The sequence below is a fragment of the Cupriavidus sp. 96C5-1 genome (assembly GCF_057798855.1).
The window spans coordinates 1-13059 of the sequence record NZ_JBYOJU010000006.1; the positions used below are offsets into that span (position 1 = coordinate 1).

At 66.3% G+C, this 13059-nt stretch carries 11 protein-coding genes; 4 read left to right on the plus strand and 7 right to left on the minus strand.

Annotation, left to right across the window (positions count from 1 at the left end):
* Position 1: 1 nt before the first annotated feature.
* On the minus strand, positions 2-1786 hold the full coding sequence (locus AC3FOF_RS09725) for an acyl-CoA dehydrogenase (RefSeq protein ID WP_488726479.1): 1785 nt from the start codon (positions 1784-1786) through the stop codon (positions 2-4).
* A gap of 332 nt (positions 1787-2118) precedes the next feature.
* Here AC3FOF_RS09725 and AC3FOF_RS09730 point away from each other — a divergent pair, with 332 nt between their 5' ends.
* On the plus strand, positions 2119-3756 hold the full coding sequence (locus AC3FOF_RS09730; protein ID WP_488726480.1) for a 3-(methylthio)propionyl-CoA ligase: 1638 nt from the start codon (positions 2119-2121) through the stop codon (positions 3754-3756).
* A gap of 9 nt (positions 3757-3765) precedes the next feature.
* On the opposite strand, the gene AC3FOF_RS09735 is transcribed toward AC3FOF_RS09730, so the two are convergent.
* Positions 3766-4764, minus strand: a complete 999-nt coding sequence (locus AC3FOF_RS09735) for an AraC family transcriptional regulator (RefSeq protein ID WP_017224173.1) — start codon at positions 4762-4764, stop codon at positions 3766-3768.
* A 599-nt stretch (positions 4765-5363) separates the two neighbouring features.
* Here AC3FOF_RS09735 and AC3FOF_RS09740 point away from each other — a divergent pair.
* Positions 5364-5786: a VOC family protein gene (locus AC3FOF_RS09740; RefSeq protein ID WP_488726481.1), complete on the plus strand. Its 423-nt coding sequence runs from the start codon at positions 5364-5366 to the stop codon at positions 5784-5786.
* A gap of 104 nt (positions 5787-5890) precedes the next feature.
* On the opposite strand, the gene AC3FOF_RS09745 is transcribed toward AC3FOF_RS09740, so the two are convergent.
* Positions 5891-6565 carry a glutathione S-transferase family protein gene (locus AC3FOF_RS09745; RefSeq protein WP_276263534.1) on the minus strand — a complete coding sequence of 225 codons (675 nt, stop codon included), beginning with the start codon at positions 6563-6565 and terminating at the stop codon, positions 5891-5893.
* A gap of 10 nt (positions 6566-6575) precedes the next feature.
* Positions 6576-6932: a DoxX family protein gene (locus AC3FOF_RS09750; protein ID WP_430869474.1), complete on the minus strand. Its 357-nt coding sequence runs from the start codon at positions 6930-6932 to the stop codon at positions 6576-6578.
* 321 nt (positions 6933-7253) lie between these two features.
* Here AC3FOF_RS09750 and AC3FOF_RS09755 point away from each other — a divergent pair, with 321 nt between their 5' ends.
* Complete coding sequence (locus tag AC3FOF_RS09755) at positions 7254-8849, plus strand: MFS transporter (RefSeq protein ID WP_488726482.1); 1596 nt, start codon at positions 7254-7256, stop codon at positions 8847-8849.
* Positions 8850-8937: 88 nt separating this feature from the next.
* Positions 8938-9399, plus strand: coding sequence for a MarR family winged helix-turn-helix transcriptional regulator (locus AC3FOF_RS09760; protein ID WP_017224168.1), 462 nt, complete (start codon positions 8938-8940; stop codon positions 9397-9399).
* 175 nt (positions 9400-9574) lie between these two features.
* Here the strand turns inward: AC3FOF_RS09760 and AC3FOF_RS09765 are convergent, their stop codons facing one another.
* The 3 genes from AC3FOF_RS09765 to AC3FOF_RS09775 form a co-directional block, all read right to left on the minus strand.
* Positions 9575-10921 carry a cobyrinic acid a,c-diamide synthase CobB gene (locus AC3FOF_RS09765; protein ID WP_488726483.1) on the minus strand — a complete coding sequence of 449 codons (1347 nt, stop codon included), beginning with the start codon at positions 10919-10921 and terminating at the stop codon, positions 9575-9577.
* A 116-nt stretch (positions 10922-11037) separates the two neighbouring features.
* Positions 11038-11739: a response regulator gene (locus AC3FOF_RS09770; RefSeq protein ID WP_035816608.1), complete on the minus strand. Its 702-nt coding sequence runs from the start codon at positions 11737-11739 to the stop codon at positions 11038-11040.
* Between the two features lie 303 nt (positions 11740-12042).
* The gene (locus tag AC3FOF_RS09775) at positions 12043-13005 is read right to left on the minus strand and encodes a LysR substrate-binding domain-containing protein (RefSeq protein ID WP_488726484.1); all 963 of its coding nucleotides are present in this window, start codon (positions 13003-13005) and stop codon (positions 12043-12045) included.
* Between the last annotated feature and the right edge of the window lie 54 nt (positions 13006-13059).

The following is a 13059-nucleotide window of genomic DNA, read 5'->3' on the forward strand; positions in this document are numbered from 1 at the left end:
CTCAGAACTGCGCTTCGCTCAACGCATTGACCGGCGCCGCCCCCGCCACGATGGCGTCGCGCAAGCCCGATGCCTGCGACAGGATATGCTCCGCGAAGAAATGCGCGGTGGCGATCTTGGCGTCGAGGAACGCCGGATCCTCGCCGCGCTTCGCTTCCGCCGCCAGCATCGCCCGGCCCAGCTGCCAGCCCGAGAACACGATGCCGCACAGCTTCAGGTAAGGCACGCTGCCGGCGAACACGGCGTTGGGGTCCGACTTGGCGTTGGCCACCACGAATGCCACCACCGCCTCCAGCGCCGCGCGCCCCTTGGCCAGTTGCGCCTGCACCGCGGCGAACGCCGCGCCACCGTGCGCGCCCAGCGCCGCCTCGGTTCCCGCGATCTGCGCGCAGATGCCGCGCGCCACCGCGCCGCCGTCGCGCACGGTCTTGCGGCCGACCAGGTCGTTGGCCTGGATCGCCGTCGTGCCTTCGTAGATCGGCAGGATGCGGGCGTCGCGATAATGCTGGGCCGCGCCGGTTTCCTCGATGAAGCCCATGCCGCCGTGCACCTGCACGCCCAGGCTGGTGACATCGATCGACAGCTCGGTGCTCCAGCCCTTGACGATGGGCACCATGAACTCGTAGAAGGCCTGGTTCTGCCCGCGCACCGCTTGGTCCGGGTGCTGGTGCGCCGCATCGCACGCCGCCGCGGCCACGTACGCCACCGCGCGCGCGCCCTCGATCAGCGCACGCATGGTCATCAGCATGCGCTTGACGTCCGGGTGATGGATGATCGTCACCGCCTCGCGCGCGGAGCCGTCGACCGGACGGCTTTGCACGCGCTCGCGGGCAAAGGCCACCGCCTGCTGGTAGGCCCGCTCGGACACGGCGATCCCCTGCATGCCCACCGAGAAGCGCGCCGAGTTCATCATGATGAACATGTATTCCAGACCGCGGTTTTCCTCGCCGACCAGCGTGCCGATGGCGCCGCCATGGTCGCCGAACTGCAGCACGGCGGTGGGGCTGGCCTTGATGCCCAGCTTGTGCTCGATCGATACGCAATGCGCATCGTTGCGCGCCCCCGTCGAGCCGTCTTCGTTCACCAGGAACTTGGGCACGATGAACAGCGAGATGCCCTTGACGCCCTCGGGCGCCGTCGGCGTACGCGCCAGCACGAGATGGACGATGTTCTGCGCCATGTCGTGCTCGCCGTAGGTGATGAAGATCTTGGTGCCGAACAGCTTGTAGGTCCCGTCGCCCTGCGGCTCGGCGCGCGTGCGCACCGCGGCCAGGTCCGAGCCGGCCTGCGGCTCGGTCAGGTTCATGGTGCCGGTCCATTCGCCGGAGATCAGCTTGGGCAGGAACATGGCCTTCTGCGCGTCGCTGCCCGCGGTCAGCAAGGCCTCGATGGCGCCGTCGGTCAGCAACGGGCACAGGGCGAACGACAGGTTGGCCGTGTTGAGCATCTCGTTGCAGGCGGTGGCGATCAGCTTGGGCAGGCCCTGGCCGCCGAACTCCTGCGGATGCAGCACGCCCTGCCAGCCGCCCTCGCCAAACTGGCGGAACGCGTCCTTGAACCCGGGCGTGGTGGTGACCACGCCGTCCTTCCAGCTGCTGGGATCGGTGTCGCCGATGCGGTTGAGCGGCGCCACCACCTGCTCGTTGAACTTGGCGGCCTCGTCGAGCACCGCCCGCGCGGTCTCCGGCGTGGCGTCCTCGAAACCGGGCAGCTTGCTGACGGCGTCAAGGCCGGCCAGTTCGTTCATCACGAACAACATGTCTTTGAGCGGGGCACGGTAGGTCATGTTGGGGGACTCCATATTGGGGATGGCTGCGCGGAGCGAGGCGCTTCGGCTTGGATAGCGGCGCCGCATGCTCCGGATACCTGGATCGTAGCGCCCGCCACGCCACGCGGGAATAGCCAAACCTGCCCATTCATTGACAAATCCAGCCGCTTTGCGTCGCCCTGGCCGCATTACCGTGAGCGTGCTCCCGAATGGCCGGTTTTGTTAGTAGTTCGGCCATTCCTGTCAGTGCCGCAGCCGGCGGCCGCCTCTAGAATGCCTCGCAGCCGGCGTCGCTGCGACCGCTGACTGCATCCGGCACCACCATAACCAGCCTGTCAGGAGACAAGAACATGGACCTGTTCGGTCAGATGATGTATGCGCCGCTACAGTTGTCGTCGTTGCTCGAACAGGCCGCGCGGCACTCCGGTGCGGTGGAAATCGTGTCGCGCCGTGTCGAAGGCGATATCCATCGGTATACCTACCGGGATTGTCATGTCCGCGCCATGAAGCTGGCCAATGCGCTGACGGGCCGGGGCATCGTGGCCGCAGACCGCGTGGGCACGCTGGCCTGGAACGGCTACCGGCATATGGAGCTGTACTACGGCGTGACCGGCATTGGCGCCGTTTGTCATACCATCAACCCCCGCCTGTTCCCGGAGCAGATTGCCTACATCGTCAATCACGCACGCGACCGCGTGGTCTGCTTCGATGCCTCGTTCCTTGCCCTGGTCGAGCAGATCGCGCCTCATTGCCCGCATGTGGAGGCGTGGGTCATGCTGTCCGACGCCGCGGGCCTGCCGCAAGCATCGGCCTTGCCGCTCGAAAGCTATGAGGCCCTGATCGCAGGCCAGCCGGCGCACTTTGACTGGCCCCGCCTGGATGAACAACTGGCGGCGGTGCTCTGCTATACCTCCGGCACCACCGGCAACCCGAAGGGCGTCCTGTACTCGCATCGCTCGCTGTGCCTGATGGCCTATGCCTCGTCGCTGCCGGACGCGCTGTGCCTGCGGGCGTCCGACACCGTGGTGCCGGTGGTGCCGATGTTCCACGTCAATGCCTGGGGGCTGCCGTTCTCCGCGCCGCTGGTAGGCGCAAAACTGGTCTTGCCGGGCCCCGCGCTCGACGGCGCATCCCTGTCGGCGCTGTTCGAGCAGGAAGCCGTGACGCTTTCTGCCGGCGTGCCCACCGTCTGGCTCGGCCTGGTCGACCATATGCGCCGCACGGGCAAGCGCGCCGGCACCTTGCAGCGCGTCATCGTGGGCGGGGCGGCGTGCCCGCCGCAACTCGCGACGGCACTGGGCGAGCTTGGCATCACGGCGGTACACGCCTGGGGCATGACGGAGCTGTCGCCGGTCGGCACCGTGTTCGCGCCCACGCAGGGCTTCGCGCAAAAAACGGCGCGGGAGCGGGCGCAGATCGAAGCAAAGCAAGGCCGCGTAGTGCCGGGCGTGGAAATGAAGGTCGTCGGCGCAGACGGCGCCGAGCTGCCGTGGGACGGCCGCTCGGCGGGCGATCTGATGGTGCGCGGCCATTGGGTGGTGGAGCGCTACTACGGCATGGACGAAACCTGTCTCTCGCCGGACGGCTGGTTCGCCACCGGGGATGTGGCCACCATCGACGCCGACGGATACATGCAGATCACGGACCGCAGCAAGGATGTGATCAAGTCCGGCGGGGAGTGGATCTCCTCGATTGAACTGGAAGGGATCGCGGTGGCGCATCCGGAAGTCGAACTGGCGGCGTGTATCGCCTGCGCGCATCCAAAGTGGGACGAACGGCCTTTGCTGGTCGTGGTGAGGCGCGCAGGCAGCACGCTGGATGCAAGGCAACTGCTGTCTTTCTACGAAGGCAAGGTCGCGAAGTGGTGGATCCCGGACGACGTGGTGTTCGTCCCCGAGCTGCCGCTGACCGCCACCGGCAAGCTGCACAAGCTGGTGCTGCGGCAGCAATTTGGCCGGCACTACAGTGACACCGGCACGGCCGCGTAGCGACAGGGCTCAGGCCATGCCGCGATACGCCTTGGGCGTGCTGCCGGTCCAGTGCCGGAAGGCACGGTGAAAGGCGGTCGGGTTGTCGAAGCCGACGTCATACGCGATGGCGGCGATCGCGTCGGGCGAGCGCGTGAGCCGCTGGATGGCGATATCGCGCCTGACGTCGTCCTTGATCGCCTGGAAGGTCGTACCCTCTTCCGCCAGCCGGCGGCAGAGGGTACGCACGGAATAGTGCAGGTCCTGGGCAACCACCTCGAGCGTCGGCATGGCGGGCAGGCAATCGGCGAGGTATTGCCGGACCCGGTGGCAGACCATCTGCTCGGCAAAGGAGACAAAGATCCAGTCTTCCGGCGCGCGCGCGAGAAACCGCTGCAGATTGGACTTGCGTTGGCGGACAGGCATTTCCAGGTAGGCCGCTTCAAAACGCATGCGGGTCCGCTCGCTGCCGAACTGGACCGGCCCGGGAAAGAGGTAGAGGTAGTCCGCCGCATGCTCGGGGCGTGCAAAATCGAACTCGGCGGCAATCAGGGGGATGCGCTTCGCCACCAGCCATGAGGCGATGCCGTGCACCAGCTTCATCATCAGCTCGCGTCCGAGTTCGGTCACGCCGGGACCTGCCGGATCCGCCACCATGGCAACCCAGCCGCCCGCGGCGTCGCGCCCGGATTCCAGCCTGAAGTCATCCAGGATCAGGTGGAAAAACTGGCCGAACCGGTGTAGCGCGACCTCCAGCCGCGGGGCATCGAGCAGGCTCAGGCACAAGTACTTCAGCGTGCCGTTGCGCAAGGGGCGGCTGAAGATACCCGGCATTTCGTCGTCGAGTTCGGTCGCGAGCAGGCGATAGAGCGTCGAGAACTGCTCCTCGGTCACGCGGGAACCCGCCCGCCGCAGCAAGCCGTGGCGAATGCCGGAGCACTCCGCCAGCCGCTCGATGGCGGCAGGATCCGCACCCGACAGGAAGCCGTTGACCAGCGAGATGGGGACGGTGCCAGAAATTTGACTCAAGGGTGCATCGACGTCCGCTCTGCTACGTCACTCCGGTATTGTTCGAGGCATGCATTTTGTCATAAGCGGGGGTGCAGGGGGCACTCCCTGGCACTCGCGGCTCCGGCATGCATGCCGGGAGCGTCGATATCCTGTTTTCCCGATAACGAAAATCGAGAATCCCGAATTGCCGGCCCGATTTGACGGCCAATTTCATCGGTGCGGCCACAGGCTCACTGGTTTCATCATGGATTTTCCAATGCGGGATGGTCCGGCGTTTGCGCCGCAGGCGCGCTCCTGGCTGCGCTGGCGCTGGCGTATGCGGTGCTTGCACCAGGCGCCCGCATTCCTGGGGACCATCGTGGTTCATAGCATCGGCCGATCTCCAGCATTTGACGAAACGGGCGGCACGCCGTTTCTTGCGCTTGACGCGTCGTTCGGGCAGGCTATGCGTCACTGACGGCTCGCATGCCACGCTGCGCCCGGCGGTGATGCGGCACCGGGCCGGAGAGATTTGTAACAAGAGAGGCAGTCTGTCGATCCACGGGTGGTTCAAGCGTCGTGCCAGGACAGGGACGACCGGTTCGGCCCTGTGACACCCAATCGCAAAAGGAGCCCACATGACCCAAGCCATCGCATACCTCGCATTCAACGGCAATTGTGCCGAAGCCATGCGCTTTTACGAGCAGGCGCTCCATGGCAAGCTCGAAGTACTGATGAGTGGCGCCGATTCGCCCATGGCCGAGCAGATCCCCAGGGAGTTCGCCCACCGCATCCTGCATGCGCGGCTCGCGCTGCCTGGCGGGGGAATGCTCTTCGGCGGGGATTGCCCGGGGCATCTACCATACGAGGGCATCAAAGGCGTGTCCGTCGCGGTCGACTACGCGACCACGGAGGAAGCGGAGCAGGTCTTTGCAGCGCTCGCCAGCGGCGGCCAGGTGACCATGCCCATGCAAGCCGCCTTCTGGGCCAAGCGCTGGGGCATGCTCATCGACAGGTTTGGCACGCCGTGGATTGTCAATGGGGAACTGCTGCCGGTCTGAACAGAAAGATGGCGCGAGGCCGCCAGCAAGTGCTCGTGGCCTTCGCCATTGGTGCCGGGCTTGGACGGCGGCGCGACTGTTGCGCTGCCGAACGCGGTCCCCTGTCACCTGGAAGGGCGCTGGATGCGCCGCGACAGCGCGGAGCCGCGCGCGAGAAGAAACGCCTTGAGCCGCTGCGGGTAATCGGGGGCGACGGCCGAGCGCACCGATGGCCGGTTGGCAAGCTGGCCGCGCCAGGCCGCGAGCTTCGGCAGTCCGCTTGTGCAGCCGAAGTCGTCGATGGCATCAAACACGTCAAAGTACCGGAAGATGGGGCCGAACACGGCATCTACGATGCAAAAATGCTCCCCCGAGAAGTACCGACCGGCGCTGAGCACGGCTTCGAGTTGTTCGAGGCGAGTTCGGATATGCCCGGCCTGCGCCTTCAACGCAGCTTCATCGGGGGCCGAGTAGAACGCGGCGATGGTGTTCAGCAGCGATGAGCCGAATTCCATCCAGGCGCGATGCCGGGCACGCTCCAGCGGATCGCCGGGATGAAGCTGCGGTGCCTGCGTGTCATCGAGAAACTCGCAGATGACGGCCGACTCGAAAATGGCTTCGCCATCCACCAGCAACACGGGCGTCTTGCCCAACGGCGAACACTCCAGGAACCAGGCAGGTTTGTTCGCCAGGTCCACGTCGCGGCGTTCGAATGCGACGCCCTTTTCTGCAAGAACGATGGCGGCGCGCTGCACGTAAGGGCACAGGGCATGACTGATAAGAATAAGGGCTGCGCTCATGCTGGACTCCTTACGCACCAGGAACGAAGCGCGGACTGCGGCGCGCGGCAAGTGCGCCGTCGCCGGTCAGCCATAGCGACACCGAAGCCACGATCAGGAACAGCGGATATTCCCAACCGCCACCGGGGCTGGTATGAGCCCACCCATTGGGCAGATGGACCGAGGCGGCCGCTGCCACGACAGGCACGAGCGCCAGCGCGACCTGCCGGGCGTAGAGGCCCAGTACCAGGGCGATGCCGCCAAGCAACTCGGCGGCGAAGACCGGGTAGGCCAGGAAGCCGGAAAAGCCCACGCTTTTGAAATACCGGGCCGTTCCCGGCAGCGCGAAGACGAACCACTTCAGAAGCGTGTGCGCGATCCATATGATCGTCCAGGCTGATTCGCAGCAGGGCTATCCCGTAGTGTCCGGGGCGTCGAGAGTCGGTCGAGTCCATTGCATCTCCAGTTCCAGTTGATCTGCAACGAATGTACGGTTGCGCATGTGCAATAAAAATAGGCGCAGGTACAAAGCGTGATTGCGTGAGCGCAATATCAGGTGCCGTCAATGGACGTGAGACCGGTGTGGAAGCCTCACCTCAACTTTGTTTGTCGCACCTCAGATCTCTTTTGTCCCCGCACATCTTTCCTGCCCCAACCCCAACCACTGTCCTATAATGGTTGACTCTACAATCATTGACCGGGCAAGAAAATGATTTCGCAGCCTCACAAGGCGCATAGCAGCGGGCAGGTGCTGCCATTCCGCGAGTCCCTGATGGCGATGCTGGGCATCGCCTTCGTGGTGATGCTGGTGGCACTTGACCAGACCGTGGTCGGTACCGCGCTGCCTACGGTGGTGGCGGAGTTGCAGGGATTCGAGTATTACGCCTGGGTGGCGACGGCCTATCTGCTGATGTCGGTGATCACGGTGCCGATCTTCGGCCGGCTGGGCGACTACTACGGGCGCAAGCCTTTCGTGATGGCGTCGATCGTGGTGTTCACGCTGGCTTCGGCGTTGTGCGGCATGGCGACCAGCATGCCCTTCCTGGTGCTGGCGCGCGGTTTGCAGGGCATTGGCGGCGGCATGCTGGTGGGCACGGCCTTCGCCTGTATCCCGGACCTGTTTCCCGATTCCCATGTGCGCTTGCGCTGGCAGGTGATGATGAGTGCGGCCTTCGGTATCGCCAATGCGATCGGGCCGTCGCTCGGCGGGGTGCTGACCGAAGCTTATGGCTGGCGGGCGGTGTTCTATGTGAACCTGCCGGTGGGTCTGCTGGGGCTGTGGTTTGCCTGGCGTTACCTGCCGCACCTGCGCCAGCAGGCGCATGCCGGTGCGATCAAGGTGGACTGGCTGGGCGCGGCGCTGATCGGCGTGGGGTTGGGTGGCATGCAGTTGTGCGTGGAGTTGATGCCCGAGCGCGGTTTCGGGCTGCTGACCGGCGGCCTGCTGGTGATGTCGGTATGCGCGCTGGCGGGGCTGTGGCAATGGGAGCGCCGGACGCCGAATCCGATCCTGCCGCTGGAAATGTTCCGCAATCCCGGGCTGGCGCCGTTGTTCCTGCTGGCGGTGTTCGTGGGTTTCGCGATGTTCTCGCTGCTGCTGTATGCACCGTTGCTGTTCCAGGGCGGCTTCGGCTATTCGCCGAAGGAGGCGGGGGTGCTGGTGACGCCGCTGGTGGTGTGCATCACGGTGGGCAGTATCATCAATGGCCGGATCATCACGCGGATCCGCCAGCCCAACAATATGCTGTACGCCGGTTTCGCCATGCTGGCGCTGGCTTGCCTGGGCCTGTCGCAGGCCACGCGCGGGATGTCGCACCATCTGCTGCTGGGCATCATGCTGCTGGGCGGCTTCGGGCTGGGCTTCATCATGCCGAACCTGACCGTGTTCGCGCAGCAGACCGCGGGCCGCGAGCACCTGGGCATTGCCACGGCGATGCTGCAGTCGCTGCGCATGGTGGGTGGCATGATCGGTACGGCCGTGGTCGGCACGCTGGTCACGCGCCGCTACCTGAGCGGCGTGCACGATGCGTTGCAGAGCGCCGGCGCCGCGGACTGGCAGGCGCGCATGGCGGATCCGCAGATCCTGATCGACCACGCGGCGCAGGCCAGCCTGCTGTCGCAACTGCAGGCAGCCGGGCACAATGGCGCCCTGTTGCTGGAGCAGGCCCGGCTGTCGCTGGTCGGCGCCATCCACGTCGGCCTGGCGCTGGCCGCGGTGATCGCCGTGCTGGGGCTGTGGCGCTCGCGGCGGGTGCCTCCGGTCAGGCTGGAGCGGGCCGCCAAACCGATAATGGCTGCCGAGTAAACAGGCGGGAAATCGGGGCGGCAAGGCGCGAATTCGTAAAGTGGTAATGTCGCCCGTTTCAGTACGGTGCTGCAAGCAGGAGATTGGAGTGGAATTGGAGCGACAGAGCCTGGCTGTTCTACAGCAGTTCGGGCGAACTTACCGGGCCTATGCGTCGGCTTTCGAGCAGCGCATCGGCCACCCCTTGCCGCGCTGGCGCATTCTCTACGCCTTGCATGGCCACGACGGCCCCATCGCGCAGAAACCGCTGGCAGACCGCGTCGGCATGGATCCCGGTGCACTCACGCGCCAGTTGAAGGCATTGCAGGAACTGGGCTGGGTGGAGCGAAGCACCAGCGAGCGCGACAACCGGGTGACCAATGTCACCCTGTCGGCGCTTGGCCACAGCGTAGTCGAGGAGGCATTGCCGCTGCGCTCGGCTTTTCTGCAGGATGTGCTGGAAAAGGTTTCGGAGACCACCATGCGCAATCTGTCCAAGGGGCTGGAGCAACTTGAGGCCGGCATTGCTGAGGCGGTGCAGCGCACGCAGGACAGGGCCGACGCCGCTTGATTTGCCGGGCAGCCATGCCCTTGCCTGATATGAGCCACCCGGATGTAAGCCACGCCTCGTGGCGACGCCCGCGGCTGCCGGCGCCTGCATGGCTCCGGGCGCTGCCTGCGGCGCATCTGTTGCGTCGGCACTCTCCCAGTCTCCTGATTCCTCCGCTGCCACGCGGCTTGCCGGATCACGCGCCGCCGCGCGCGGCTGCACCGAACAGCGCCGCGATGGCGTACGGGTCGGACGGGAAGTAGAGGTGCGTATAGGAGGCGGTCAGCGCGCCTTGCCGGAACACCGCCTCCCCGCGCGAGCCATCGCGCGGCACGGTGGCATGGCAGTAGGGCGCCAGCGTGGTTTGCGCGCTGGAGTAGTGGAAGGTATGGCCGCGCAGGGTGCCTTCGGGCAGCGTGAGCTGCTGATGGCCGAGCGCCGCCAGGCGGGCCTGCATCGTGACCACGCCCGGCAGCAGGCCAGCCATGGAGTGGCTTTGTCCGGCTTTATCCACCAGGTTTTCGAACAGCGCCATCATGCCGCCGCATTCGGCCAGCATGGGCATGCCGCCGGCATGGGCGCGGCGCAGGGCGGCCAGCATGCCGGTATTGGCCGACAGGCGCGCCGCGTGCAGTTCGGGATAGCCGCCGGGTAGCCATAGCGCGTCGCAGCAGGGCAGGGCCAGGTCGTCCAGCGGCGAGAAGAACGCCAGCCGTGCGCCAAGCGCCTGCAGGGTGTCGAGATTGGCCGGGTAGATAAAGCGGAAAGCCGCGTCGCGGGCGACGGCGATGGTCTTGCCTGCCAGCAGCGGCGGCAGCGCTGGCAGCGGCGGCGCCGCTGCGATCTCCACGGCGGCCGGCAGGGCGCCGAGCGGTTGCCCGGCCAGGGCATCCGCCAGGCGGTCCAGCCGGGCGTTGAGATCGGGCAGTTCGTCGGCAGCCAGCAGGCCCAGGTGCCGCTCGGGCAGGGAGGCGGCGGGGTCGCGCGCCAGTGCCCCTGCCCAGGCAATATGGGCGGGCAGGCTTTCGCGCAGCATATCGGCGTGCCGGGGCGAGCCCACGCCGTTGGCCAGCACCTGCATGGATGGGAGCGGCAGGCCATAGCCGGCCAGGCCATAGGCCAGCGCGCCGAAGGTCTGCGCCATCGCACCGGCCTGGATCACGCTGAGCACCGGCAGCCCGAAATGGCGAGCCAGGTCGGCGCTGCTGGGCGTGCCGTCGTGCAGGCCCATCACGCCTTCCACCAGGATCAGGTCGGCTTCGCCCGCAGCCTGGCCGAGGCGCGCGGCGGCATCGTCGGCGCCGGTCATCCACAGGTCCAGCGAATAGACCGGCGCGCCGCTGGCGGCTGCCAGGATGGAGGGGTCGAGGTAATCCGGGCCGCTCTTGAAAACCCGCACGGTGCGGCCCTGGCGGCGGTGCAGCCAGGCCAGCGCCGCAGTCACCGTGGTCTTGCCCTGGCCCGAAGCCGGGGCGGCCACCAGCAGGGCTGGCACACGCCGTGGCGCCGCCGTCGCGGCAAGAGGGGCGGCAACGGCGGGCATGACGCGAGGGGCGGGGCTGGGCATGGCGACGAGGGGACCGATGAGCAGATTGGAGGGGGAGCGAGGGGCGGCAGGCCACGCGGCGGATCCAGGGATGCAGCGCCGCGGCGCAGCGATTATAGCCACTCGGACGGGCTGCCGTATGCGCTTGCCAGGGGGGCGTCGCGCCGCGGCAGCACCAATCCCTGGTGTGCGGCGAAGTCGAACAGTTCGCGCTCGTTGCTGACCCCCAGCTTGCGCATGGCGCTGTTCTTCTGGCGGCTGATGGTCTTTATGCTGCGGCAGAGCTGCCCGGCTATCGCCGTGACCGAGTTGCCGCTGAGGTACAGGCGCAATACCTCGGACTCGCGCACCGACAGTCCGATCGCACCGGCGCGCCCTGGGGCGTAATGGGCGCCGGACTGGTCCAGCACGCGCGCGGCCGATTCACCCACGAAACGCAGCCCGCGCTCCACGCGGACAATGGCGGTAACGAGTTCATCCAGTTGCGAGTCCTTGAGCAGCAGGCCATGGGCGCCGGCGTTCAGGATGGCGCGCAGGACCAGCGGATTGGTGATCATGGTCAGCACCACCACGCCCAGTGCCGGGTGGTGCCGCCGCAGGTTGGCAAGCAGGCGGATGCCGTCGCTCGCGGTGCCGCATGGCATGTGGTAGTCGGTAACGACGATGTCGGGGCGGAATGCGCGTGCCGCCTGCAACAGTTCGGCGGAATTCCGGACATCCGCGCAGATCTCCCAGCCGGTCTGGCCTCGCAACTGGCTCCTGACCGCCAGCGTGATGGCAGGATGATCGTCGGCGAGGAGGATTCTCAATGACATAGCAGTGCTCGCGCGCGAGCGCAGGGATGCCCGATCCCTTGGGCCATACATCCCTGTCGCAAGGTTGAATGGCTGGCAAAAACGCGCCGCACGGCCAAGGTCGCGCGGCGCGAACAGCACAGGAACAAAGCACCTTCTGCCGCATGCCTTGCTCGGACGAACGAGAAGCGGAAGGTGCCTATGGAGAATAAGCGCCGATTCCGGCATTCGGTCTGAGACTATTCTCAATTTGGATGGGCGTCGGCGTGGGCTGGCATATCCGGCAGCCCGCGGGCAGAGGTGTTGCCGTGCAGCGCGTGCTGGTCAGGCAGCGTAGGCGGTGCGCTGTTCCTGTTTCAGGGCCTGGCGGCGGTGATCGATGGCGTTGACCGGATTGCGCAGGATGCTGGTCCCGATCTCCATGATGCCGCGCAGGGCCTTGCCGGCGTTGGCGCGGACCGGCGTCCAGAAGTGCAGGGCGGCCCATTCGGGGAAACCGCCCGGCGGTGTCAGCAGATGTATCCTGTGATGGCGAGTGACCAGCGGTACGTTGAAGTCCAGCAGCGGGCAAACGCCGCCTGCCGCAAGCAGTAACGCAACCTGCGTGTGCCAGGAGGGCACCACGGTTTCCCGGTAAGCGGGATCGTGCGCCAGCCGGTTCAGGAAACCCTGTAGCGGGCTGCCGGGTTCGGTGTCTTCCTGCAGCAGGATCCACTCGTGCTGGTCCTGCGCATTGTCGTAGCTGCCGCGCCGGATGGCGGTAACCAGGCGGCGCGGCGTTGCCAGGATATTGTGCTGCGCCACCTGCTCGGGCACATAGTGGCTGTCGGCCACAAAGGCACAATCCAGCTCTCCGCTATCTAGTTGCGCGGCCAGTGCCGCGTCGGCAAAGACGGGGCGGGTCATGAAGCGGTCATCGGGAAAGCGCTCGCACAGGGTCGTGAGGATTTCCGTGATGACAGGATCTCCGATCGACGGTGAAAAGCCGATGGCGATACGGCGATGGGGCGTCGCGGCTTCGGCCGTCGCGGTAACGGGGCGCACCAGGTGAGCCCATTTCGAAAGGATCTGGCGGGCGGTCTGCTCCAGCCTGAGAGCGTGCGCGGTTGGCTCGAGCGTTCCGTTGCGCTTGATGAACAGCGGGTCGCCGGTGATCTCGCGCAGGCGCGCCAGGCTGTAGGCAATGGTTGGAATCCGGCCCTGCGTGCAGGCCGCGACGGCGCCGAGATCCCGGTATTCCATCAACAAGACGAAGACGTGCAAGAGCTTGGTGCTGACGTGCCGCATGGCAACTTCTCCCGATTTGAGACTTGTTTTTTGTTTTCTTCCGGCTACCGCCCG